Source organism: Curtobacterium sp. PhB115 (assembly GCF_003752025.1).
Taxonomy (GTDB): Bacteria; Actinomycetota; Actinomycetes; order Actinomycetales; family Microbacteriaceae; genus Curtobacterium.
Map to the genome: position 1 here is coordinate 1,054,302 of NZ_RJKR01000005.1, position 23,190 is coordinate 1,077,491.

The following is a 23,190-nucleotide window of genomic DNA, read 5'->3' on the forward strand; positions in this document are numbered from 1 at the left end:
CGCTCATCGAGTCCAACGGATGCTCTTGATGGAAGCCATCGACGTGATCGATGATGGGTGGGTGGAGACCCGCCTGCTCGAACAGTTCGTCACCGTCGCCGCAGAGGGCAGCGTCACCCGCGCCGCGGAACGCCTCTGGGCCGCGCAGTCGACCGTGTCGGCGGGGATCGCGTCGCTCGAACGGACCCTCGGAGTCCGGCTCTTCGACCGCACCGGCCGGCACCTCGTGCTCACCACCGCTGGAGAGGACCTGCTCCCCCACGCCCGCGCCGTGCTCGAGTCGCTCGACCGCATGCGCGACCTGGCCACCGTCGACGACGCTGATCTGCGGGGTCGGGTGCGGCTCGGCATCTTCACCAGCATGGACATCGTCGACCTGACCGGGGTACTCCGGCGGTTCCGGCAGCGGCACCCGCTCGTCGCCGTGGAGCTGATGACCTCGCCGTCGGGGACGACCGGGCTCGTGCAGGACCTCGCGGCGGGCCGGCTCGACCTCGCCTACACGGGGCTGCCCGCACTGCCCTCCGGAGTCGTGGTGGAGCCCCTGCGCGTGATGCCGTTCCGTGTGTTCACGGCCGCCGACCACCCGCTCGCCGGCCGGGGATCGGTGTCCCTGTCAGAGCTCGCGGACGAGCCGTTCATCGACACGGCGCACGGGTTCGGGAACCGGATCATCCTGGACGCCGCACTCGAACGGCTCGGGATCCGTCGGCGCATCGTGGCGGAGATGAACGACATGCCCGCGGTGATCCGGTTCGCGTCGGCCGGGCTCGGCGTCGGGGTCGTGCCGGACTCGGGGGTGCGGCACGACGGTGCGGTGCTCGAGTTGGAGGACGACGTCGAACCCCTGCGCATCGGCCTGGCGATGCGGACGAGCCCGGAGCCGAACCGCGCGGTGCGGGCCCTGGCGCGGGACATCGTGGCGGCGCGCGTCGAGTGACGCTTCGTGAGCAGGAACGGTCGGGTCGCGGTTCGCGAGGCGACCATTCCTGCTCACGATGTGCGGTGGTCGGCCCCGTCCGACCGGCCGGCGGAGCTCCGGGTCAGTGGAAGTCGTTGCCGCCGTCGCCGTCGCCCGGCGTCTTGTGTCCGCCGAGCATGTCGTTGTCGTCCTGGTCGCTGGTGGAGGCGAGCTGCAGCATGGCGAGGACCACGACGACCACGATGAACGCGACGCCGAGGAAGATCACGGCCAGCTGCAGTTCCCGCGTCGAGAACAGCACGACGAGCCCGGTGAACACCGCGATGATCGCGGAGATCCCGAGGAGCTCGACCGGGCGAAGACGGTCACGACGGCTGGGGGTGGTCATGCGTGTGGTGCTCCGTCCGGGGCGACGGCCGGTGCGGCCGTTCCCCACTTGTGCGAGAGGCCGGCGATCACGTGGAAGACCGCCGTGATGGCGAGGTACGCGCCGAGCAGGCCGACGAGGACGATCGAGGCGTCGAGGGTCCCGGTGACCTGTTCCACACCGCCGAGCTGCTGGGAGTAGTCCGGCGGGGTGACGAGGAACGCGATCGCGAGCAGCAGGGTGAGCCCGCCGATCGTGGTCCAGTCGCGGGAGAAGGGGGAACGACGACGGGCGCGCAGCCCCTGCGTGAGTTCGAGGGCTCCGGTCAGCACGGCGAACGCGACGACGACCGCGATGAACGCGGGCAGGCCGAGGCCGTTGCCGGCGAACCCGGCGACCGCCGCGAGCAGCGTGATGACGGCCTGCAGCAACGTTGTGCGGCGGGACCGGGCATCGAGCGGCATCCGGTTCAGGGCGGCGAAGAGGAGCACGAGTCCCTCGACCAGGGCGAAGGCCCCGAACAGCAGGAGCCCGTACCCGGCGGCGTGGTTCGACGAGAAGGTGATGACCATCGCCACGACCGCGGCGGGCACGGCCCGGAGGATCGGGATCGGCCAGTACCGCGCGCGTTGGGTCGCGTCGTTCACGGTGGTGGCGTCGTCCACGGTGTCGGACACGAGACCTCTTTCAGGCAGCCGGATCGTGATGTCGATCCTACCGCCGGTGCGAGTGCCGACCGACCGCGGGGCGACCCGGAGCACTGAGGATGCTCGAATCCGGGCCGCCCAGCCCCGTTCCGCTCAGGTCAGATCAGACCCGGTCAGGTCAGACCAGGTCAGGTCAGACCAGGTCAGGTCCGCCGAGACCCGTCGGCGTCCGCTGCCCGTCGCAGCCGGCGTCGGGCGAGCCACCAGCAGGCGCCCCCGGCGGCGACCAGCGCCCCGCCGAGCGCCGCGAGCAACCCCAGGTCCTCGGCCCCGGTGTAGGCGAGTGCACCCGATCGAGCGGGTCCGTCGTCGGGGACCGGACCCGCGTCGTCGGCATCGGCGTCGTGACCATCCGCACGAGGCGCGTCCGGGAGACCGGGTCCGGCACCGTCGTCGTCAGGACCGGGGCCCGCCGGCGAGGGCGAGGGCGCCGGGCCGTCATCGCCCGGATCGACGACCAGGCCGACCTCGGTCGAGGGGTCCCCGCCGTCCGGGTCGGTCGGCGAGGTCGCGGTCGCCACGTTCAGCACGTCGGACCCGTCCCCCCGGTACTCGGGGTCGAGCACCGCACGGATCCGGAAGTCGAGGGTCTCCCCCACGGCGAGCGCCACGTCCGAGGTGCACGTCACGACCTGGGCCACCGCCGTGCAGCCGTCGTCAGAGCCGGCGAAGCGCATCACGTCGGGCAGCTCGTCGACCGCGCCGACCTGCTGCGCGACCGCCGGGCCGCGGTTCCGAGCGGTGACGAGGTACTCGACCTCGTCACCCGGTCGGACGGCGGTCGACGGCGACACCGACTTGTCCGTCTCGACGTGCGCGACGGTGGGCTCCGGCGGGGCCGCGGTGACCGTGGTGCTCGCCCGCGAGGTGCTGTCGGACTCGTCCGTGTCGGACATCGAGGTCGGCGGGGCGATCGTGGCCACGCTCTCGAGTTCGCCCGCGGCCTGCTCGGCGATCGTGCCCTCGACCGTGACGACCGCCGAACCCCCGCGCGGCAGCGACAGGTCGGTCGCCACGTCCCCCGTGCCCGTCGCGGTGGCGCAGCCGGAGCCGTCGGCGGCCGTGCAGTTCCAGGAGACGTCCTCGATGCCGTCGGGGACGTCGACCCGCAGTGGGCTCGGGTCGGCGGCGTTCGGCCCGGGGTTTCGCGCGGTGACCGTGTAGGCGACGGGCTTGCCGGCCTCGGCGGTCGGCGGCAGGTCGTGCTCGACCGACAGGTCCGCCGGCTTCCACACCCGGAGCGCGTCGACCTCGTGCTTGTTCACATGGCTGCCGGTTGCGCCGGCGAAGCCGAGGCGGAGCGTGCTCGGCAGTGCGGTCTGGTCGTCGCCGTGGAGCGGCACGGCGTCGAGCACGGTGCGCATCGTCGACCCGACCTGCAGACGCACGGTCATCGACAGCTCACCGGCGCCCCCCGGCAGCAGCGTGACGCGGACCTTCCGCGGAGCCGAACCGGCGCTCTCGGCACCACCGGGAGCGGGTGCGCCGTCGACGTACCGGTACCCGGTGATGCCGTCACCGGAGCCACGCACCACCACCATGCCGGGCTGGGCTCCCGGCCCGGACCCGTTGATCCGCGACGAGAAGTTGCCGTAGTGGTCGATCGCGATCCCCGCGAACCCGCCGGGGACCCCCGGCAGGTCGCACACCCGACCGCCGCCCTCGGTGACCTCTTTCCGGCAGGCGTACCCGAGCCCCGCGCCGAACGACCCGACGCCCTGCGCGGCTGCCCCGTCGGCCAGGTAGAGCAGGAGCCCGTCCGCTCCGGGGTCGTCCTTGTCGCTGTACATCGCGTACGTGAACTCGATCTCGAGCCCGGTGTCCGAGGGGAACGTGTCGTTCGTGGACCACGCGCCGGCCTGGTTCCGGACGTCCTCCGTCAGCCGGAGCCGCCCGCCGGACACCGCCGCGTCTCCGTGCAGGGCGCCACCGGACGCGCTGGAGAACTGGTTGACGTACGGGAAGTCGAGCGCGGCGGCGTTCGAGCCGGACGGGGCGACCGCCGGGGCCGCGAGCACGGCCAGGGCGGTGAGCGCGGTGCACGCAGTGGCGAGGCGCCGCGCCACGCGTGATCGGGCCGGTCGTGGGACGGATGCTGGTGCAGTGGGTTCTGTCATGGACCGATCGTCGCGATCTGGACCCGGCGACCGCGGGGCCCGGGACCGATCTGTGGAACGCGGCCACGGGCCTCCGGGCTGTGGAGGAAGGGATCGGGAATAGCGCTCCGGACGCGTGCATTGGTTGTCGGTGACACCTTTCCGTCTCAGAACAAGAAGGATCACCACATGACGAACGTCCTCGTGCTCGTCGGCAGCCTCCGCGCCGGCTCGATCAACCGCAAGCTCGCCGAGGCGGCCGACCACCACGCCCCCGAGGGCATCGAGCTCTCGACCTTCGACGGCATCGTGGACCTGCCCTTCTACAACGAGGACATCGACGGCGACACCCCGCCCGCCTCGGCCGTCGCCTTCCGTGCCGCGATCGACGACTCGGACGCCGTGCTCGTCGTCACGCCCGAGTACAACGGCACCATCCCCGCCGTGCTGAAGAACGCGCTCGACTGGGCCTCACGTCCGTTCGGCGCTTCCCCGCTGTCCGGCAAGCCGCTCGCCGTCATCGGCTCGGCGTTCGGCCAGTACGGCGGCGTCTGGGCACACGACGACGCCCGCAAGGCCGCCGGGATCGCGGGCGCGAAGGTGCTCGAGGACGTCAAGGTCGCCATCCCGCAGTCGGTCGTCCGCTTCGCCGAGACGCACCCGCGCGAGGACGCCGAGGTCACCACGCTCGTGCAGGGCGCGCTGAACGCGCTCGCCGAGGCCGCGCAGGAGCCCGCAGCTGCCGCGTAGCCCACGCGACCAGACGACGGACGGGAGGCCCGTGGCGACACCGCCACGGGCCTCCCGTCCGTCCCGTGCGCACGCACGACCGCGACCCGCGCGCAGGCACGACTGCGACCCGCGACAACGCACGATCGCAACCCGTGCGTTCGCTAGACGACCTACTAACGAGACGGGTTACCCTGACCCCATGTCCATGCAGGAGATCACCGAGGCGTCCGGGTACTGGTTCCCCGACGACGATGCGACCCAGCGCGGGGTCGCCGTCCTCAACGCCCTGCGCCGCTACCGCTCCGCCGAGACCGCGATGCGCCGCCGCACCCGGGACTCCATGGGCATGGGCGAGACCGACCTGCTGGCCGTCCGCTACCTGCTGCAGGCCCAGCGATCCGGCCGCAGCGTCAGCCCGAAGGACCTCGCCGCGTACCTCAAGATCTCCTCGGCCTCGACGACGATCCTCATCGACCGGCTCGTGAAGTCGAACCACGTGCGTCGCGACCCCCACCCGACCGACCGTCGTGCGCTCGTGATCACCCCGACGACGGAGACCGACGACGAGGTCCGCGCGACCCTCGGTGTGATGCACCGCCGGATGATGTCGATCGCCGAGGGGCTCCCGGCGGGCGAGGCCCGCATCGTCGCCGCCTTCCTCGAGCAGATGCGCGAAGCGGTCGACCTGGTCGATCCGGCCCCCGCACACTGACCGGGGGACACCTCGTTCCACGTGCTCTGAGAGCCGACTCTGCCGCGGCGCGTAGACCGGAACGGTCAACCGACGCGAAAGGAGCCGATCATGCACGCATCGGACAAGCTCGCCAAGAACCTCCAGGCCGTCCTCGTGGACCTCATCGACCTGCACCTGCAGGGCAAGCAGGCCCACTGGAACATCCTGGGCACGAACTTCCGCGACCTGCACCTGCAGCTCGACGAGATCGTCGACGCCGCACGTGAGTTCGCGGACGACACCGCCGAGCGCATGCGCGCGCTCTACGCCGTGCCCGACGGCCGCTCGAGCACGGTCGCGGCCTCGAGCCACCTCGACCAGTTCCCCGAGGGCGAGATCACGACGCACGACGCCATCGACCAGGTGACGCTCCGCCTCTACCAGGCGACCGGCACCATGCGCGATGTGCACGACGAGGTCGACGAAGAGGACCCGACGACCGCGGACCTGCTCCACGGTTTCATCGAGCGCCTCGAGCAGCTCGCGTGGATGGTCTCCGCCGAGAACCGCGCACCGAGCACGCCGCTCGCCTCGGCCACCACGCCCGCCGTCGCCAACGCCTCGGCGCACGCGTAAGGGGGCCGGGTGGACCTCGGGATCCAGGGGAAGACCGCACTCGTCTTCGGTGCCGACTCCGGCATCGGCTGGAACACGGCGCGCATCCTCCTGCAGGAGGGCGCGACCGTCGTCGTGAGCGACATCGACCAGGCGCAGCTCGACAACAGCGCCGACCAGCTCGAGGCACCGCAGGGCAAGCTGCACGCGTTCGCGGCGGACGTCACGGACACGGCGAGCCTCGCGGCCCTGCACGAGAAGGTGCGGGACGCCGTCGGCGAGATCGACATCCTGGTGCAGTCCTCCGGCGTCACCGGCGCCCAGGGGCTGTTCCACGAGATCGACGAGGAGGGCTGGGCGAAGACCATCGACATCGATCTGATGGGCCCGGTCCGCATCACCCGCGAGTTCATCGGCGACCTGCGACAGGGCGGCTGGGGCCGCATCGTGTACCTCGTGTCGGAGGACGCGTCGCAGCCGTACGACGACGAGCTGCCGTACTGCGCGGCGAAGGCGGGCGTGCTGTCGTTCGCGAAGGGCCTCTCGCGTTCCTACGCGACCGAGGGCCTGCTCGTGAACACGGTCAGCCCCGCCTTCATCCACACGCCGATGACCGACGCGATGATGGACAAGCGGGCCAAGCAGACCGGCCAGAGCTTCGACGAGGCCATCGAGTCGTTCCTCGACGAGGAGCGGCCGTACATGGAACTCAAGCGACGCGGTGAACCGGAAGAGGTCGCGAACGTCATCGCGTTCCTCTGCTCCGACCTCGCCAGCTTCGTCAACGGTTCGAACTACCGGGTCGACTCCGGCTCGGTCGCCACGATCTGACGTTCCCACGACGTCGCCACGATCTGAACCAGGAGGCACGATGACCGACTACCGCTACCTCATCGTCGGCGGCGGGATGGTCGCCGACTCCGCCGCTCGAGGCGTCCGGGAGATCGACCCGGACGGCTCGATCGGCATCGTCAGCGAGGACGTCGACCGGCCGTACGCACGACCGGCGCTGTCCAAGAAGCTGTGGACGGACCCCGAGTTCGACTGGGACGAGAAGGTCGACCTGCACACCGAGGAGACCGGGGCGACCTTCGTCCTCGGGACCCGGGTGACGGCGATCGACCGCACCGGGAAGACCGTCACGACCGACGACGGCGCCACCCACGGCTACGAGCGCCTGCTCATCGCCACGGGTGGGAAGCCGCGCAGCCTGCCGGGCCTCGAGCCGTCCGAGCGTGTCCTCGACTACCGCAGCGCGGCCGACTACCGGCGTCTGCGCGCCCTGGCCGACGCCGGAGCGCACGTCGCCGTCGTCGGCGGCGGGTACATCGGCACCGAGATCGCGGCTGGCGTCGTGCAGAACGGCGCTCGCGTGACCCTGGTCGACCCGGACGAGATCGTCGGCGGACGGATGTTCCCCGAGGACCTGGCGACGGCCTTCCAGCAGCGCTTCGTCGACCACGGCGTCGAGCTCCGGCTCGGCCGACGGGTCACCTCCGGCTCCGAGACGGACACGGGCGTCGTCCTCACGCTCGACGACGGCTCCGTGGTCGAGGCCGACGCCGTCGTCGTCGGACTCGGCATCGAACCCGCGACCGCACTCGCAGCCGACGCCGGACTCACCGTCCGGGACGGCATCCTCGTGTCGTCGACCCTGCGCACCGACGACGACTCGGTGTTCGCCGCGGGTGACGTCGCCGAGTACCCGGACCGGATCCTCGGCACCCGTCGCGTCGAGCACGTCGACAACGCGCAGCAGCAGGGGCGCCAGGCGGGGCGCAACCTCGCCGACGCCGACGAGACCTACGACCACACGCCGATGTTCTACTCCGACGTCTTCGACATGGGGTACGAGGCGGTCGGACAGGTCTCGACCTCGCTCCGCACGCTCGAGGACTGGCAGGAACCGACGGTCACCGGCGTCGTCTACTACCTCGACGACGACCAGCTCGTGCGCGGGATCCTGCTCTGGAACGTGTGGGACAAGACCGACGAGGCCCGGAAGGTCCTCGCCGAGGCGCACGCCCTGACGACGGACATGCTGCCGGGCCGCATCACGGCCTGACCGGAGCGCTGGTCGCCCTGGACGCGACCGACTGGAGGCCCGGTGCCGGTCCCGTGGACCGGCACCGGGCCTCCAGTGCGTGCGTCGAGAGCCCCGCTCAGCGCGCCTTGCGGGCTTCGGGGGCGACCGTGTCCAGGACCGCTGCGCGGTCGGCCGGGTCGACCGGCAGGTCGTCGCCGTCCGCCATCGCGACGGCGTGTGCGGACTTCGCCGCCTCGAGGGTCTCGTCGTCGTTCCGCGCCATGCCGAACAGCTCGACGAACCGCGACTTGACGAGCAGCCAGGCCTCGCCGGGGGCGAGTCGCGACAGGTCCGACGCCGTCGAGTCGTCGCGGACCCGCTGCAGCGAGGAGACCCCGCGGTCCGGCAGGTCACCGGCGACGTGCGCGACCGCCAGCCGGGCCACCGCGTCGGCCTGCGCGTGCATCACCGAGTGGGCGCCGTCGACGACCTCGCGGAGGACCGCGTACGGGAACACCCGCGCGAGCCGGCGGATCCAGTCCCGCGGCACCATCGCGTCGTGCTCACCACGGACGATGAGGGTCCGCGCCTGCACCAGGGCGGCACGCTCCTCGATCGGGAACGCGATCATCCGCGGCAGGACCTTGCTGAACCAGTGCCAGCCGCACAGGACGTACGCTGTGATCCCGTGCCAGCGGACCGCAGCGGGCTCGTGCAGCGTCGACCGCAGGAACCGCCACGCGGACTGCCGGACGGTGCGCGCGTGCGAGTCCACCACCGGGCTGATCAGGACGAGGTCGGACAGCTCCGGACGACGCGATGCCACCTCGGTCACCACCTGCGTGCCCATCGAGTGGCCGACGAGCACCGGGTCCTCGAGACCGAGGTCGTCGAGGACCTTCTCGACCGCGTCGGCGTACCGCTCGATCGAGACCTTGCCCCGGAAGCGCGGCACGCCCGCGAACCCGGGCAGGTCCAGCGCGTGCACCGGACCGTTCTCGTTCAGGTGCGGGGCGAGCCGCTCGTAGTAGGTGGCCGCGATGCCGAGGCCGGCGACGAGCACGAAGGCCCGCTCGCCCGGCTCACCGATGGAGCTGACGCGGACGTAGGTGCCGTCGACGGCGACCCGGTCCACCTCCACCGTCACGTCGGCGTTCTCCGCCTGCGCGAGTTCGCTCGCCGGGTCCGGGGTGGCTGCCGTGTGCTCGTCGTTCACGTGGGTCTCCTCGGGTCGGGCGAGCGCCCACGATACCCGCCGTGCTGCCCGCCGGACGCCGCCGCTGCCGTCAGCCGCTGAACGTGTTCGCGGGGAAGCCGTGCACCCGCGTCGGCACCGCGAGGACCGCCCCCGACGCCGGGGACTGCTCGAGCTGCTCCTCGGTGAGGTTCTCGCGTGCGGTGCCGACGAAGAGCGTGGCCATGTCCGGGCCGCCGAACGCCACGGACGTCACGTTCGGTGCGGGGAGCTCGACCGTCTCGAGGTGCGACCCGTCCGGGCCGTACCGCTCCACCCGGCCGCCGCCGTAGATCGCACTCCAGGAACAGCCCTCGTCGTCGCGCACCAGACCGTCGTGGGCGGCGCCGACGACGAACGGTTCGAGTTCACCGAGCTCGCCGTCCGGACCGTAGGACCCGCGGTAGACCGTCGACGCGCTGGTGTCCGTGACGTACATGACGCTGCCGTCGTCCGACCACTCGATGCCGTTCGTGACGCCGAAGCCGCCGCGGAGCAGCCGGGTCGTGCCGTCGGGCTCGATCGAGTACAGGGCGCCGTCGGGCTCCCCCGTCGTCAGGTTCATGCTGCCCACCAGGAACCGGCCGAACGGGTCGCACTTGCCCTCGTTGAACCGGATGCCGGCCGTGGCGTGCTCGACCCGGGCGATCTCGCGCTCGATCGCGCCCTCGGCGTCGGTCACCACCACGGAGTCCCCGAGCGCTGCGACGAAGCCGCCGGAGGCCCGTGGCTGGAACGACGCGAGCGGCGGCGGGAGCGGGACACTCGAGACCGCGGTCCCGTGCGCGTCGGCGGTGTTCAGGGTGCCGAGGGTGATGTCGGTCCACCGGAGCAGCTGGGCGGACGGGTCCCAGACGATGCTCTCGGCGAGGACGGCTCGGGCGTCGGAGAAGACGGTGGCGGGGCCGGTCGTCGCGCTGCTGCTCATGCCTCCGGTCTACCGGCGACGGCTCCGTGGTCCCCCAGCCGTCGTGCCGCCGCCGCCGCTGCCGCTCCGCTCCGCCGCCGCCACTTCACGGGCTGGGCGACACCTCACGGGGCGACGGGCGCGTGAAGTGTCGCTGGGCGCGAAAGGTCGAGCGCTCGCGGGCGGAGCGCGAGCGCTCAGAGGCGGGCGTAGCGCGCGCGGAAGAAGCTGTAGACGCCGAAGGCCAGGAACCCGATGCCGATGACCACGAGGACGAACACGCCACCGGGCATGCTCCGGATCGCGTCGAACGCCCCGTCGAGGCCGGTCGCCTGGTCGGGGTCACTCTGCAGCCCGGCCACGCCGATGAGCACACCGACGATCGCGACCGCGATGCCCTTGAGGACGTAGCCGACCACCCCGAGCACGGTGATGACCCGTTCGACCGACCGCGGCGGCCGCACGAGCTGCTTCCAGAACGAGCGCCGGCAGCCGATCACGACGAGGCCGATCCCGATCGCGACCGCGATCGCCCCGGCGAGGAGCAGCACGAACACGCCACCGGGGGTCGCGAGGGTCTTCGCCGCGGCACTCTGCGACGAGCTGCTGGAGCTCGAGCCGGCACCGAGCGCGTACGAGGCCGACGAGTACGCGATCACGCCGTAGACCACGGCCTTCGCGACGTCCTTGAACCGGGCGAGCCAACCCCGGGTGCTGTCCGACCGACCGCCGACGACCGCCTCGAGGACCAGCCGCACGGTCAGCGCTGCCGTACCGATCGCGATCGCCCAGAGCAGGAACACCCCGCCGGGCACCGCAGCGATCTGCTGCAGAGCGCCGGACTGGTCGGTCTCGCCGCCCGAGGACGCGTTGCCGACGCCGAGCAGGATCGCGAGGTACCCGATCAGCAGGTGCACGATGCCGCTGCCGACGAAGCCGGCCCGTGCGGTCGTCTCGAACCAGCGGCTGTCCGCGACCCGCTTCGCTTCGCGTCCGGTCTTCCGGGCCGCCTGTTCCGCCTGTTCACTCACGCCATCGAGCGTGCCCGACGCGCGCCGGTCTGTCCGGGCCGCGCCGGGCGGTCGACCGGACCCGACGTCGGACTGGAGGCGCGGGGCGGGCAGCACCCGTGCCTCCAGTCCGAGGGGACGCGCAGCGTCAGTCACCCTTCACGTTGACGACCTGCCGCAGCGTGTGCCGGACCGCGACGAGGTCCGACGCGTCCGCCATCACCTGGTCGATCGGCTTGTACGCCGCCGGGATCTCGTCGAGGAACGCATCCGTGTCGCGGTACTCGATCCCGACCATCGCCTCGCGCAGCTGCTCGTGGGTGAAGGTCCGGCGGGCGGCACTCCGCGAGAAGAGCCGGCCGGCACCGTGCGGCGACGACTCGAGCGACGGCTTGTTGCCGAGGCCCTCGACGACGTACGACGCGGTCCCCATCGACCCGGGGATCAGGCCCGCCTGTCCCGCCTTCGCCTGGATCGCGCCCTTCCGGGACACCCACACCGACTTGCCCCAGTGCGTCTCACGCTGGGTGAAGTTGTGGTGGCAGTTGATCCGCTCGAGCTCGTCGACCGGGGACCCGAGCACCTCGGACAGCTGCCGGACGACGCGGTCCATCATCTCCTCGCGGTTGAGCAGCGCGAAGTGCTGGGCCCACCGCAGCTCGGCGATGTACCGGTCGAACTCGGGCGTGCCCTCGACCAGGTACGCCAGGTCGGGGTCGGCGAGCTGGATCCACCAGCGCTCCATCAGCCGCTTCGCGACCTTGATGTGCCGCTGGGCGATCTTGTTGCCGACGCCACGCGAGCCGGAGTGCAGGAAGGTCCAGACCCGGTCCTCCTCGTCGAGGGAGACCTCGATGAAGTGGTTGCCGGACCCGAGCGTGCCGAGCTGGTTGCGCCAGCCGCCGTGCACGCCGTCCGGGTCGAACCCGGCGGTCTCGGCCATGGCCTCGAGCTCCGCGATCCGGGGCGCGGCGGTCGCCACGATCTTCCGGTTCGACGCACCGGCCGACAGCGGGATCGCGCGCTCGATCTGCTCGCGCAGCCCCTGCAGGTCCTCGGGCAGGTCGCCCTTGGTGAACTGGGTCCTGACCGCGATCATGCCGCAGCCGATGTCCACACCGACGGCCGCCGGCATGATCGCGCCGAGGGTCGGGATGACCGAACCGACGGTCGCACCGAGTCCGAGGTGGGCATCGGGCATCAGGGCCAGGTGCGGGAACACGAACGGCATGCGCGCGGTCGTGCGGGCCTGCTGCTCCGTGTTGTCCTCGAGCATCGAGGCCCAGCTGAGCAATCGGTCGTTGATCTTCTCCATGGTGTCGTCTCGCTTTCGTGACGGTCTTCGATGACGGTCCGAGGCGGAATCCGGCTGCCGTTCCGTGCTGCGGTGCGGCGTTCGGAGGGGCAGCGTCGGGAGGTGACGCCCCGGGCCGGGTGGGCACGGGGCGTCTGGTGACGTCGCGTGCCTACGCGGGATAGCTGGAGGACTGCTGCTCGCGCTGCTGTTCGGGCAGCACGACGAGCGTGTCGAGCTGGAGCTCGACTCGCTGTTCGCTGTGCTGCACGGCGCGCATGCGCGGTCCTTCCGAGGTGCCCGGGACGGGCGGTCCTGCCGGTGGGCAGGAGGACCGACAGTAGTTCGACACGCCCGGGGTGCACAAGTCACGCCGGGCGTGTCGTGCGTTCTCGACGCGTTGTCGTGCGTTCTCCACATCCTGGAGGCGCGGCGCGGGTTCTCCACAGCGGGGTACGGCCGCCTGATGGTCGCGCCCACGGCCAGGGCAGGCTGGGCACATGACGGAGCGCACCCGAGACACCCCCGACGCGGTCGACAACGACGAACGCAGCAACGGGTACGTCCCGCTCCGCTCCTACGGAGCGATCGGCGACGGCCGCACCGTCGCCCTCATCGCCGCCGACGGCCGGATCGACTGGCTGCCGATCCCGTCGATGGACTCCCCGCCCGTCTTCGCCAGCATCCTCGACGCCGAGCACGGCGGACACATCGCGTTGCGGCCGACCGGCGACGCCTCCGCATCACGCGAGTACATCCCCGGCACGAACGTCCTCGTCACGACGTGGACCACGGACTCCGGCACCTGCACCGTCACGGACGCGATGGTGACCGGTGTCGCCGGACGTCTGCCGTGGGCCGAGATCGGCCGCTGCGTCCAGGGCGTCGACGGCACCGTGGAGCTCGAGTGGGCCGTCGTGCCCGGCACCCTGCTGAACACCGCCGAGCCGAGGCGTCTCGACACCGTGAACGGCACCGTCGTCGGGGTCGACGGCATCACGATCGCGATCGTCGAGCAGGGGTTCGACCCCGTGCACGAGGACGGACCGCGCTTCTCCGGCCGCTTCACGACCTCGGCCGACTCGGAGCACATCCTGACGATCGTCGGCACGCACGACGAGCCGATCTTCATGCCCGACCCGGAACAGAGCATGCAGGGCATCGACCGGACCATCCGGAACTGGTCGACGTGGTCGGAGGAGTTCGCCTACGACGGCCCCTGGGCGGATGCCGTCCAGCGCAGTGCCCTCGCCCTGAAGCTCCTCATCTACTCCCCCACCGGGGCGATCGCCGCGGCGCCGACGACGAGCCTGCCCGAGGACCGCAGCGGTGGGAAGAACTGGGACTACCGGTTCGCCTGGGTGCGCGACCTGTCGTACACCGTGCACGCACTGACGAGCTTCGGGTTGCGCGAGGAGACGCACGCCGCAGTGTCCTGGGTGATCCGCACCATCGCCGAACACGGCGACAGCATGCCGATCTTCTACGAACTCGACGGCTCGGACTCCGACGGCGTGCACGAGCGCGACGTCCCGGGGTGGGACGGCATCGGGCCGGTGACCGAGGGCAACCGGGCGAGCGACCAGCTGCAGCTCGGCGTCTGGGGCGACGTGTTCGAGATCATGCGCCAGTACGTGCGCGCCGGCAACGTGCTCGACCGCAAGACCGCCGCGACGCTCGAGGGGCTCGCCGACGACGCCTGCAAGCGGTGGGAGCAGCCCGACGCCGGCATGTGGGAGCTCGAGGAGACCCACCACTACACGACGAGCAAGATCGGCTGCTGGCAGGCGCTCGACGCCGCCGTGGAGCTCCACGACGCCGGCCAGATCGAGGGCACCCGCGACATGTGGGTGAAGAACCGGGAGCTCATCGAGGACTGGGTCGCCGAGCACGGGTGGAACGAGGAACTCGGCCACTACGTGATGCACCCGGACACCGATGCGCTGGACTGCTCGATCCTGCTGCACGCCATGTCGGCCTTCGACCGCGGCCCCCGCATGTCGGCGACGATCGACGCGATCCGCGAGCAGCTGCAGCGCGGCCCGCTCGTCTACCGGTACTCCGGGATCGAGGACGAGGAGAGCCCGTTCGTGGCTTGCTCGTTCTGGCTCGTGGCCGCTCTCGCCTGCGTCGGGCGGCAGGACGAGGCGCGCGCGCTGATGGACGAGATGGTCGCACAGGGCAACGACGTCGGACTGTTCAGCGAGATGATCAGCGAGGACGGTTCCTTCATGGGCAACCTGCCGCAGGGACTGTCGCACCTCGCGCTCATCCAGGCAGCGCTGACCGTCCAGGAGATGAGTGGCGAGGACGACGCCGCCGCGTGATCATGGACTGACGATGAACGACGTCGATGCACGGATGGACCGGCTGCGACGAGCCGCGCGGTACCGGTACCAGCAGCTCGTGGACAGCGAGATCGAACGCGGCTCCCTCGACCCGGACGAGGTGCGCGAGGAACGCCGCCAGCTCCGGGCCGCCGACGTGGCCGCGAACGCCAGGGCCCGGATCGAGGAAGCCGAACGCCGCGGCGTCTTCGAGGGCAACCCGTACCACGGCAAGCCGTTGCCGGGGAACGACGGGCAGCACGACCCGGACTGGTGGATCCGCTCGAAGATCGAACGCGAGGACATCCGCGGGATCGCTCCGCCCGCGCTCGCGCTCCGCACCGAGGACGCCGACCTCGACGATGCGCTCGATGCGCTGACGGTCGAGGCCGACGTCCGTGCGGTGCTCGAGGACTTCAACGCCCGTGTGAAGGAAGCCCGGCGGCAGTTGCTCGGCGGGCCGCCGGTCGTGACGCCGATGCGGGACGTGGACGCGGAACTCGTCGCGTGGCACGAGCGGCGGGAAACCAGGCTCGCGGCGGCGGCGGCCACCGCGGCAGCCCGAGCAGCGGAGTCGGCGGACCGGCCGCGTCGGTGGTGGCGCCGGCGGCGGTGAGCAGTGAGCGCTGTGCGTCCGCGTGGCGTCGCCGTGTTCCGCACGACGAAGATCGGCCCGGACCACGTGTTCACGTGGTCCGGGCCGATCTTCGTCGTGGGTGTTACTTGATCTGCGCCGTGATGGTCGCGGTGCCGACGAGCAGGCCGCGCTTGACGGCGTCGGTGCCGAAGGTCTTGTTCAGCAGGCCGGCAGCGTCCTCGGACACGTGCACCGTGGTGCCGGTCAGGATCGCGTTGTCACCCTCGAGCTGGAGGGGCTTGAGGGAACCGCCCCAGAGCTCGAACAGGTACGCGTTCGACGCGGCGACCTTGCCGTTGACCAGGACGTCACCGTAGAGCTTGGACGAGCCCGGGTTCACGACGAAGTTCTCCAGCGTCACCGTGGTGTCGCCGGCCTTCAGGGTCAGACCCGAGTCGTCGTGGTTCAGCAGGCCCTGCACGTACGGGCGGTAGTTGCCGTCCGGCGACCAGTACGTGACCGACCCGGCGGTGATCGGGAACGACACCGAACCGTCAGCGAGGGTCGCGTCGCCGGAGACACCCGGGGTGAGCTTCAGGGCGGTGAGGGCGTCGGTGAAGCCGGAGTCGAGCTTCACGGCGGTCGAGCCACCGAGGACCTCGGGCACCGAAGCGACCGGCGCGGGGATCTTCGACGAGGACGACGACACGGTGTGCACCGTCGGGGTGGAGGCCTGCGCGGCGGAGACGCCGAACGCGGCGCCACCGAGCACCAGGGCACCGGTCGTGGCGAGGGTGATGGAGGTCTTCAGGCTCTTGCGCATGATTTTTCAGTCCTTTGCTGTGTGGGCACTCCGGCCGGCGGCCGACGTAGCTCCTGTGCGTACGCTGAATACCGGCCGAGTTTGACCGGAGAGCGCCCTGGGCTTTTGCCCTGTGCAACTCATTCGGCACCCCGGCCCGAACGGTTTGGAAGTTCTTTTCTGGGGCGCTCCGATGCCGGGTTTCGTACCGTGGGGGCATGTCCCCAGCACACCTCCCGACCACCGACCGACTCCGGGCGATCGACGCGTGGTGGCGCGCCGCCAACTACCTGACGGTCGGGCAGATCTACCTGCTGGACAATCCGCTGCTCTCACGGCCCATCGAGCCCGACGACGTCAAGCCGCGGCTGCTCGGACACTGGGGCACCTCGCCCGCACTGAACCTCGTCTACGCGCACTGCAACGCGCTCATCGCCGAGACCGGTCGCGAGTTCCTCTACATCTGCGGGCCAGGGCACGGCGGCCCCGCGATGAACGCGAACGCGTGGCTCGACGGCACGTGGGGGGAGCTCTACCAGGACGACGACCTCCAGCGCTTCTTCCGGCAGTTCTCGTTCCCGGGCGGGATCCCCTCCCACGCCGCACCGGAGACCCCTGGCTCGATCAACGAGGGCGGCGAGCTCGGGTACTCCCTCGCCCACGCGTACGGCGCAGCACTCGACAACCCCGACCTCGTCGTGGCCTGCGTCGTCGGCGACGGCGAAGCGGAGACCGGCCCCCTCGCCGGCTCCTGGCAGGCACACACGTTCCTCGACCCGGTGTCCGACGGCGCCGTGTTGCCGATCCTCAACCTCAACGGGTGGAAGATCGCGAACCCGACGATCCTCGCGCGCATCCCCGACGAAGACCTCACGTCGTACTTCCGCGGGCTCGGCTACGACCCGATCGTGGTCGACTCCTCCCGGGTCGGCGACGACCCCTACGCGGTGCACGCCCTCTTCGACGGTGCGCTCCGCCGGGCACTCGCCGGGATCGACGACATCCAGGCCGCGGCACGGGCGCAGGCAGCACGTGCGGCAGCGGGGCAGCCCGCCGGTGCCGCCGACCTCCGTCCGCGCTGGCCGATGATCGTACTCCGGACCCCGAAGGGATGGACCGGCCCGAAGGAGGTCGACGGCGAGCGGGTCGAGGGAACCTTCCGCGCGCACCAGGTCCCGCTGCCGGGGGTGCGCGAGAACGACGAGCACCGCGCCCAGCTCGAGGAGTGGATGTGGTCCTACCGACCGGACGAGCTCTTCGACGAGGACGGCCACCCGGTCGGGATCATGACGACCATCCGGCCCACCGGCGACGAGCGGATGAGCGCCACCCCGCACGCGAACGGCGGGCGGATCCGCACCGCGCTCGACCGGCCGTCGATCGACGACCACGGGGTCCCCGCCGGCACGACCGCGTCCGCCACCGGCACCCTCGGACCGTGGCTCGCCGCGCTCATCGAACGGAACGGCTCGACCTTCCGGCTGTTCGGTCCGGACGAGACCGTCTCGAACAAGCTCGACGCCGTGTTCGACGTGACCTCGCGGGTGTGGCGGGCGCAGCGCACGGCCGACGACGAGCACCTCTCCGCTCGGGGCCGGGTGACCGAGGTGCTGTCCGAGCACCTACTCGAGGGGATGCTCGAGGGCTACGTGCTCTCCGGCCGGCACGGGATCCTCAACACGTACGAGGCGTTCGCGCACATCATCGACTCGATGGTCGGCCAGTACGCGAAGTGGCTCGAGTCCTCGACCGGCATCGACTGGCGCGCGCCGGTGGCGAACCTGTCGATCCTGCTGTCGTCGCACGTCTGGCGGCAGGACCACAACGGCTTCTCCCACCAGGACCCGGGCTTCCTCGACGTCGTCGCGTCCAAGCAGCAGGACCTCGTGCGGATCAAGCTCCCCGCCGACGCGAACACCCTGCTCGCCGTCGCCGCGCACGCACTCGAGACCACCGACCGCATCGAGGTGATCGTCGCCGGCAAGCACCCGGAACCGGTGTTCCTGTCCCTCGAGGACGCGAAGGCGCACGCCGACGCCGGACTCGGGGTCTGGGCGTGGGCCGGTACCGAGGAGACCGTCGGTCGCGTCGACGTCGTCCTCGCCTCCGCCGGTGACGTGCCCACGGTCGAGGCCGTCGCCGCCGCGGACCTCATCCGCAAGCACGCGCCCGACGTCGGTGTGCGGGTGCTCAACGTCGTCGACCTCCTGGCGCTCGGCGACCCCCGGAAGCACGAGCACCCGATCCCGGACGACGAGTACGACGAGCTCTTCCTGCCGGGGACGCCCACCGTCTTCGCCTTCCACGGGTACCCGTCACTCGTCCACCAGCTCACCTACCGGCGGCACGGGCACGACGACCTGCACGTGCACGGGTTCCTCGAGCAGGGCACCACGACGTCGCCGTTCGACATGCTCATCCGGAACGAGATGGACCGGTTCGCCCTGGCGCACGACGCCCTGACGCGGGTCGACGCCGACGCGCACGCTGACCTGCTGACCAAGCTGTCCGAGGCCCGTGATGCTGCACGCACCTACGCGTACACGAAGGGCGAGGACCACCCGTCCCTCGAGGGCTGGGAGTTCGCGGGCTGGCCGCAGGACGAGCCGGCGTCCGGCGGGACCGGGGGCGACCCGGGCGCCGGTGAGACGGAGGGCGCGGCTCCCGGGAACTGACGCACTTCCTCCACAGCCAGGAGGCCCGCCATGCTCTCCACAGGACCGGTCACGCTCGACGCGTGGCCGGTCCTCCGGCGTCAGGCTGATCCTCATGGAAGTCGGATGGATGAGCGCGGTCGTGTCGGCCCTCAGCGCCTTCGTCGCGGTCGGCGCATCGGTCACGAGCGGCAGGAGCGCGCCCGCGCGCGGAAGCTCCGGTACGAGGCGTCGTTCGGCGAGCACTGAACCGACGCCCTGCAGGCCTGCCACGCTGGGACGGTGACCGACCTCGTGATCCCGGCCCCGAGCCTCCCGACCGTCCCCGTCGCGACCGGCGGCCGATTCCCGGTCCGACGCGTGTTCTGCGTCGGACGGAACTACGCCGCGCACGCGCGGGAGATGGGACACGATCCGGACCGCGAACCGCCCTTCTTCTTCGCCAAGCCCGCGGACGCCGTGGTCGTCGACGGTGCCGACACCCCGTACCCGTCGCTGACCGAGCAGCTCGAGCACGAGGTCGAACTCGTCGTGGCGATCGGGACGGGCGGCACCGACATCACGGCGGCGGACGCCCTCGACCACGTGTGGGGGTACGCGGTGGGGATCGACCTCACCCGGCGGGACCTGCAAGCCGAGGCGAAGCGGCTCGGACGGCCGTGGGACACCGCGAAGGGCTTCGACTCCTCGGCGCCGATCGGCGCGATCACACCGGCGGCGGGGGTCGACCCGACCTCGGGGGCGATCGAGTTGACCGTCGACGGGGAGCGGCGACAGGCCGGGGACCTCGCCGACCAGATCTGGTCCGTGGCGGAGACCATCGCCGCGTTGTCCCGGTTCGTGGCCCTCGCGCCGGGCGACCTGCTGATGACCGGTACGCCGGACGGGGTCGGCGTCCTCGAGCGCGGCCAGTCGGTCACCTGGACGATCTGCGGGGTGGGTTCGGTCACGACCCGCATCGTCTGAGCCGCGCGCCCGCGTTTCGGCCGTGTGACCGCCGACTGGGAGCGCTCGCAGCCGCGCAGAGTACTCCTGACCTGACGTCGAGTGGGGCACACGACGTCCAGACACGGGGCTGGCGGGTCACGACAGGGTGGCGTCGGTCGCGGGACAACGGAGGTACGGCCGTGCAGGAACACGATCTGCTCGCGACGTCCTGGACATGGGCCGGCGACGGGAGCATCCGCGAGCGCGTCCACGCCGTCGGCGCAGCCGGGTTCGCCGGGCTGTCGCTGTCGCTCGACGACCTCCACGAGGTCCGTGCGACGACCGGGTTCCCCGAACTCCGACGCATGCTCGACGGTGCCGGCATCGTGTGGGTCCAGCTCGGACCACTCGACCGGTGGTGGACGTGCCCGAGCCGGACCTCCGACGAGTCGGACGCCGACCGCGGGGTCGTGCTCGAAGCAGCAGCGGCGCTCCGTGCGTGGCAGGTCGTCGTGCGCGCGGACACCTCGCTGCCCGGCGCCTCGCCGATCGCGATGGCCGACGACTGGAACGTGCTCGCCGGGCAGGCCGAGGGCGTCGGTGCCCAGCTCGTGCTCGAGCCCGAGCCGTGGTCGAACCTGCCGACGGTGGAGCGGGCGTCGCGCTTCGTCGCCACCGCTGGCCACCCGAACGGCGGGCTGCTCCTCGACGCCATGCACGCCCTGCGTGGTGGGTCGACGCTGGCCTCCATCCGTCAGGGTGTCTCGCCGGTCACGTTGGCGGCCGTCGAGCTCAGCGACGGTCTCCTCCACACGCCCGCCGGCATGACCCTCGCCGAGGAGTCGCGTGAGGCGCGGTACCTCCCCGGAGCCGGGGCATGGGACCTGCCGGGGTTCGTCCGGATCGTCCGTGAACTGGGCTTCGACGAGCCGTGGGGTGTCGAGGTCCGGACGCCAGGGCACCGTGCGATGCCCGTCGCCGACGGCTTGCGGATGGCCGCGGCCGCGACCCGCGCCGTGCTCGACGCGGCGGACGCGTTCGGCACCCCGGCCGTGCCGGCGATGCCGTCGAGCCCTGCGCCGACCTCCGCCGTCGACTTCGAGCCGCCGCACGGCCGCCCGCACGACGGCGTGCGTCGTCGGGATGCCGGCTCAGGGACCCCCGCGTAGCGTCCGGTCCATGACGGATCACGCAGCCAACGACGACCTCCTCCGCCGCTCGCAGGAGTCCATCGACGACGCCAAGGCCGCCGCGGCCGAGGTCGTCGAGCCGGAAGAGGACGAGCTCATCGACCAGGACGTGCCAGCGGCCGACGACGCCGAGCCCGCCGACGGCCCCGCTCCTGCCCCCTGACGGACGCGTGCTCGGGCTCAGACGATCTCGACGACGCGGACGGTGACGTCCGTCGGACGGCTGCCGAGCAACGGCTCGGCAGCCGTGACCACCGCGTCGCGGACGGCCCGGACCACGGCGACCAACGGGGTCGAGCGCTCCGAGGTCACGACGACCCGGATCCGCGGGCCGTCCGAACGCTGCTGCACGAGGACCGCCCCGCCGTCCGCCGGGATGTCCATGACCGAGCGCACGTCGCGCACCAGGGTCGCGAGACCCGGCCCCGGCGGCAGGACGGTGCGGACACCGGGGACGTCGAGCACGACGGCGGTGAGGGCGCGGGAGACCGCTCGCAGGTCGGTGGTCACGGTGTCCCCTCGATCATGACGTCGACGACCCGGACGACGAGTGACCGGACGACGAACGGCGCGTGGGCGGCGAGCGCGTCGGCGACCCGTTCGCGCAGCACGTCGGCGCGGGCCGTGACCGAGGCGTCCACGGAAACCACGATCGTGATCTCCACGTCGACCGGGCCGCCGGGGACGGCGACGTCGCCCGTGAAGCGGGTCCGGCGGACGAAGACGCCGGGGACCTCGTCGCCGAGCGACCGCACCAGGCCACGGAGCGCACCCTCGGTGACCACCAGCCGACTGGCGGGGTCGTCGTCGGGCACGGGGATGTCGCGTCCGGCGTGCGCGGTCGTCCGGATCGAGGCGAGCACCGCGGTGATCCAGGCCTCGTCACGTGCCCGCACGGCGTCACCGACCCCGGTGTCGAGCAGGTCCCGGCACGCTGCACGCAGCGACTCGAGCCGTACCAGTGCCGCGGCGGCTTCGTGGTCGTCCTCGATGTCGTCGCGCACCGGGGTGCGATCGGCGTCCAGGTAGTCGGACAGCTCGTCCAGCGTGAAGGCGCCGTAGCGGTCCTCGACGTCGTCGTCGTTCATCGCCACCCCTCCATCTGCTCGACCACTCGCCGCCGCGCACGCGCGAGCAGCCCCCGAACCGTCGCGGCGGACAACCCCGTCGCCTCGGCGATCTCCGCGTACGGCGCCCCACCGATCTCCCGCATCACCCAGACCGCACGCTGTGCGTCCGGGAGAGCCTGCACGATACGCGCGAGTTCCCGCACCTGCATCCGGGCGGCGACCACGTCGTCGACGGGACGGTCGTCGACGGGGTCGACCACGGCCTCCAGGTCGGCGTGGGGGTGCCGTCCGCGCAGGCGGTCGAGCGCCTTGTTCGCGGCGATCCGGAACAACCAGTTGCGCACGCGCTCCGGGTCCTCGACCCGGTCGATCCGCTGCCACGCCTGCAGTGCGGCCTCTTGCACGGCGTCGTCGGCCTCGCCGTCCCCGTGCCCGAGGATCCGCGCGGCGTAGGCCCGCATGTGCGGACCGTACCGGCGGATGAGCACACCGAACGCCGCGGTGTCGCCGTCGGCGCTCCGCTCGACGAGGGAGGCGTCCGACAGGGCCGCCAGGGCCTCGTCGCTGGACAGGTGGTGCTCCTCTGCGCGGATCTCGGTTCTTCGTGTGACGAATCGCTCGCTCGTCACGTCGTTAGTACGTGCCTACCAGGTGCATCTCGGTGTGCCTGGTGCGAGCGCGCCGTGGCCGGCCATCCCTGAACGGTCGGTCACGGTGCTTCGGCGGCGGCCCGTGCGTTCCCTGATCCGGCGCACGGGCCGTCTTCTCCCCCGTGTCCGGCGGCCGAGACCGCAGCCGTCGTCGGCCCCGTCTGCTTCCCTACTCGTCGATCTCGTCGACGAGGAAGTCCGCGTACGTGACCTCGGTCTCCCCGATGACCGCCCCCGGGTCGGCCGTTGTGTGCGGGACGTGATCTCCGGTGATCGCGACACGCTCCTCGGCCGTGAACGGTGGCAGGTACTTGCTCGCGCTCATCCCCGTGCCCTTTCGTCCCGGCGAAGGTAACAGCCACCGGGCGATCCGCAGGTGGCTCGTCCGGAAACGTCCCCCGTTCGCGGGC

The 23,190-nt window shown here is 71.5% G+C and carries 24 protein-coding genes; 12 read left to right on the top strand and 12 right to left on the bottom strand.

The genetic code is table 11. The features are described from left to right. Positions 1–28 precede the first annotated feature (28 nt). Positions 29–940 (top strand): LysR family transcriptional regulator, encoded by a 912-nt coding sequence (locus tag EDF19_RS05170; RefSeq protein WP_185022684.1) that lies wholly within the window; start codon positions 29–31, stop codon positions 938–940. A gap of 103 nt (positions 941–1,043) precedes the next feature. Here the strand turns inward: EDF19_RS05170 and EDF19_RS05175 are convergent, their stop codons facing one another. The 3 genes from EDF19_RS05175 to EDF19_RS05185 form a co-directional block, all read right to left on the bottom strand. Beyond that, positions 1,044–1,310 (bottom strand): hypothetical protein, encoded by a 267-nt coding sequence (locus EDF19_RS05175; RefSeq protein ID WP_123679794.1) that lies wholly within the window; start codon positions 1,308–1,310, stop codon positions 1,044–1,046. Continuing rightward, the gene (locus tag EDF19_RS05180) at positions 1,307–1,966 is read right to left on the bottom strand and encodes a hypothetical protein (RefSeq protein ID WP_123679795.1); all 660 of its coding nucleotides are present in this window, start codon (positions 1,964–1,966) and stop codon (positions 1,307–1,309) included. The genes EDF19_RS05175 and EDF19_RS05180 overlap by 4 nt, the downstream gene beginning before the upstream one ends. 173 nt (positions 1,967–2,139) lie before the next feature. Next, on the bottom strand, positions 2,140–4,113 hold the full coding sequence (locus tag EDF19_RS05185; RefSeq protein ID WP_148071034.1) for a lectin-like domain-containing protein: 1,974 nt from the start codon (positions 4,111–4,113) through the stop codon (positions 2,140–2,142). 168 nt (positions 4,114–4,281) lie between these two features. On the opposite strand from EDF19_RS05185, the gene EDF19_RS05190 reads away from it, so the two are divergent. From EDF19_RS05190 to EDF19_RS05210, 5 genes are all read left to right on the top strand, one after another. Continuing rightward, positions 4,282–4,842: an NADPH-dependent FMN reductase gene (locus EDF19_RS05190; protein WP_123679797.1), complete on the top strand. Its 561-nt coding sequence runs from the start codon at positions 4,282–4,284 to the stop codon at positions 4,840–4,842. Between the two features lie 181 nt (positions 4,843–5,023). Next, entirely contained in the window at positions 5,024–5,536 is a 513-nt protein-coding gene (locus EDF19_RS05195; RefSeq protein WP_123679798.1) for a MarR family winged helix-turn-helix transcriptional regulator, read from the top strand. 90 nt (positions 5,537–5,626) lie between these two features. Beyond that, entirely contained in the window at positions 5,627–6,133 is a 507-nt protein-coding gene (locus tag EDF19_RS05200) for a Dps family protein (RefSeq protein ID WP_123679799.1), read from the top strand. Positions 6,134–6,142: 9 nt separating this feature from the next. Next, positions 6,143–6,943 (top strand): SDR family NAD(P)-dependent oxidoreductase, encoded by an 801-nt coding sequence (locus EDF19_RS05205; RefSeq protein WP_123679800.1) that lies wholly within the window; start codon positions 6,143–6,145, stop codon positions 6,941–6,943. Positions 6,944–6,983: 40 nt separating this feature from the next. After that, the gene (locus EDF19_RS05210) at positions 6,984–8,177 is read left to right on the top strand and encodes an NAD(P)/FAD-dependent oxidoreductase (protein ID WP_123679801.1); all 1,194 of its coding nucleotides are present in this window, start codon (positions 6,984–6,986) and stop codon (positions 8,175–8,177) included. 97 nt (positions 8,178–8,274) lie between these two features. Here EDF19_RS05210 and EDF19_RS05215 read toward each other — a convergent pair whose 3' ends face one another. From EDF19_RS05215 to EDF19_RS05230, 4 genes are all read right to left on the bottom strand, one after another. Beyond that, positions 8,275–9,354: an alpha/beta fold hydrolase gene (locus EDF19_RS05215; RefSeq protein ID WP_123679802.1), complete on the bottom strand. Its 1,080-nt coding sequence runs from the start codon at positions 9,352–9,354 to the stop codon at positions 8,275–8,277. Between the two features lie 70 nt (positions 9,355–9,424). Next, positions 9,425–10,300 (bottom strand): SMP-30/gluconolactonase/LRE family protein, encoded by an 876-nt coding sequence (locus EDF19_RS05220; protein WP_123679803.1) that lies wholly within the window; start codon positions 10,298–10,300, stop codon positions 9,425–9,427. Positions 10,301–10,476: 176 nt separating this feature from the next. Then, a complete protein-coding gene (locus tag EDF19_RS05225) occupies positions 10,477–11,310 on the bottom strand; it encodes a DUF1206 domain-containing protein (protein ID WP_185022685.1) in 834 nt (277 codons plus the stop codon). A gap of 127 nt (positions 11,311–11,437) precedes the next feature. Then, positions 11,438–12,604, bottom strand: coding sequence for an RtcB family protein (locus EDF19_RS05230; protein WP_123679805.1), 1,167 nt, complete (start codon positions 12,602–12,604; stop codon positions 11,438–11,440). A gap of 479 nt (positions 12,605–13,083) precedes the next feature. On the opposite strand from EDF19_RS05230, the gene EDF19_RS05235 reads away from it, so the two are divergent. After that, positions 13,084–14,910: a glycoside hydrolase family 15 protein gene (locus EDF19_RS05235; RefSeq protein ID WP_123679806.1), complete on the top strand. Its 1,827-nt coding sequence runs from the start codon at positions 13,084–13,086 to the stop codon at positions 14,908–14,910. 13 nt (positions 14,911–14,923) lie between these two features. Next, a complete protein-coding gene (locus EDF19_RS05240) occupies positions 14,924–15,526 on the top strand; it encodes a DnaJ family domain-containing protein (RefSeq protein ID WP_123679807.1) in 603 nt (200 codons plus the stop codon). A gap of 103 nt (positions 15,527–15,629) precedes the next feature. Here the strand turns inward: EDF19_RS05240 and EDF19_RS05245 are convergent, their stop codons facing one another. Next, positions 15,630–16,310, bottom strand: coding sequence for a hypothetical protein (locus EDF19_RS05245; RefSeq protein ID WP_123679473.1), 681 nt, complete (start codon positions 16,308–16,310; stop codon positions 15,630–15,632). A gap of 197 nt (positions 16,311–16,507) precedes the next feature. Here EDF19_RS05245 and EDF19_RS05250 point away from each other — a divergent pair, with 197 nt between their 5' ends. The 4 genes from EDF19_RS05250 (at position 16,508) to EDF19_RS19050 (ending at position 21,223) form a co-directional block, all read left to right on the top strand. Further along, a complete protein-coding gene (locus EDF19_RS05250) occupies positions 16,508–18,964 on the top strand; it encodes a phosphoketolase (protein ID WP_123679808.1) in 2,457 nt (818 codons plus the stop codon). Positions 18,965–19,225: 261 nt separating this feature from the next. Beyond that, on the top strand, positions 19,226–19,909 hold the full coding sequence (locus EDF19_RS05255; RefSeq protein WP_123679809.1) for a fumarylacetoacetate hydrolase family protein: 684 nt from the start codon (positions 19,226–19,228) through the stop codon (positions 19,907–19,909). 161 nt (positions 19,910–20,070) lie between these two features. Further along, complete coding sequence (locus tag EDF19_RS05260; RefSeq protein WP_185022686.1) at positions 20,071–21,039, top strand: sugar phosphate isomerase/epimerase; 969 nt, start codon at positions 20,071–20,073, stop codon at positions 21,037–21,039. A gap of 10 nt (positions 21,040–21,049) precedes the next feature. Continuing rightward, positions 21,050–21,223: a hypothetical protein gene (locus tag EDF19_RS19050; RefSeq protein WP_185022687.1), complete on the top strand. Its 174-nt coding sequence runs from the start codon at positions 21,050–21,052 to the stop codon at positions 21,221–21,223. A gap of 17 nt (positions 21,224–21,240) precedes the next feature. On the opposite strand, the gene EDF19_RS05265 is transcribed toward EDF19_RS19050, so the two are convergent. From EDF19_RS05265 to EDF19_RS19055, 4 genes are all read right to left on the bottom strand, one after another. After that, positions 21,241–21,570, bottom strand: coding sequence for a hypothetical protein (locus tag EDF19_RS05265; RefSeq protein ID WP_123679811.1), 330 nt, complete (start codon positions 21,568–21,570; stop codon positions 21,241–21,243). Then, a complete protein-coding gene (locus tag EDF19_RS05270; protein ID WP_148071035.1) occupies positions 21,567–22,148 on the bottom strand; it encodes a hypothetical protein in 582 nt (193 codons plus the stop codon). Before EDF19_RS05270 ends, EDF19_RS05265 begins: the two co-directional genes overlap by 4 nt. Further along, the gene (locus EDF19_RS05275) at positions 22,145–22,759 is read right to left on the bottom strand and encodes an RNA polymerase sigma factor (RefSeq protein ID WP_260216939.1); all 615 of its coding nucleotides are present in this window, start codon (positions 22,757–22,759) and stop codon (positions 22,145–22,147) included. Before EDF19_RS05275 ends, EDF19_RS05270 begins: the two co-directional genes overlap by 4 nt. Positions 22,760–22,949: 190 nt before the next feature. After that, on the bottom strand, positions 22,950–23,105 hold the full coding sequence (locus EDF19_RS19055) for a hypothetical protein (protein WP_185022688.1): 156 nt from the start codon (positions 23,103–23,105) through the stop codon (positions 22,950–22,952). Positions 23,106–23,190 lie beyond the last annotated feature (85 nt).

Excerpts from the sequence above, each read along its gene's own strand:
- EDF19_RS05250 (WP_123679808.1), top strand. The coding sequence starts at position 16,508 with ATGTCCCCAGCACACCTCCCGACCACCGACCGACTCCGGGCGATCGAC.
- EDF19_RS19055 (WP_185022688.1), bottom strand. The coding sequence starts at position 23,105 with ATGAGCGCGAGCAAGTACCTGCCACCGTTCACGGCCGAGGAGCGTGTC.
- EDF19_RS05175 (WP_123679794.1), bottom strand. The coding sequence starts at position 1,310 with ATGACCACCCCCAGCCGTCGTGACCGTCTTCGCCCGGTCGAGCTCCTC.
- EDF19_RS05200 (WP_123679799.1), top strand. The coding sequence starts at position 5,627 with ATGCACGCATCGGACAAGCTCGCCAAGAACCTCCAGGCCGTCCTCGTG.
- EDF19_RS05185 (WP_148071034.1), bottom strand. The coding sequence starts at position 4,113 with ATGACAGAACCCACTGCACCAGCATCCGTCCCACGACCGGCCCGATCA.
- EDF19_RS05195 (WP_123679798.1), top strand. The coding sequence starts at position 5,024 with ATGTCCATGCAGGAGATCACCGAGGCGTCCGGGTACTGGTTCCCCGAC.
- EDF19_RS05210 (WP_123679801.1), top strand. The coding sequence starts at position 6,984 with ATGACCGACTACCGCTACCTCATCGTCGGCGGCGGGATGGTCGCCGAC.
- EDF19_RS05230 (WP_123679805.1), bottom strand. The coding sequence starts at position 12,604 with ATGGAGAAGATCAACGACCGATTGCTCAGCTGGGCCTCGATGCTCGAG.
- EDF19_RS19050 (WP_185022687.1), top strand. The coding sequence starts at position 21,050 with ATGACGGATCACGCAGCCAACGACGACCTCCTCCGCCGCTCGCAGGAG.
- EDF19_RS05245 (WP_123679473.1), bottom strand. The coding sequence starts at position 16,310 with ATGCGCAAGAGCCTGAAGACCTCCATCACCCTCGCCACGACCGGTGCC.
- EDF19_RS05235 (WP_123679806.1), top strand. The coding sequence starts at position 13,084 with ATGACGGAGCGCACCCGAGACACCCCCGACGCGGTCGACAACGACGAA.
- EDF19_RS05270 (WP_148071035.1), bottom strand. The coding sequence starts at position 22,148 with ATGAACGACGACGACGTCGAGGACCGCTACGGCGCCTTCACGCTGGAC.
- EDF19_RS05240 (WP_123679807.1), top strand. The coding sequence starts at position 14,924 with ATGAACGACGTCGATGCACGGATGGACCGGCTGCGACGAGCCGCGCGG.
- EDF19_RS05190 (WP_123679797.1), top strand. The coding sequence starts at position 4,282 with ATGACGAACGTCCTCGTGCTCGTCGGCAGCCTCCGCGCCGGCTCGATC.
- EDF19_RS05220 (WP_123679803.1), bottom strand. The coding sequence starts at position 10,300 with ATGAGCAGCAGCGCGACGACCGGCCCCGCCACCGTCTTCTCCGACGCC.
- EDF19_RS05170 (WP_185022684.1), top strand. The coding sequence starts at position 29 with ATGGAAGCCATCGACGTGATCGATGATGGGTGGGTGGAGACCCGCCTG.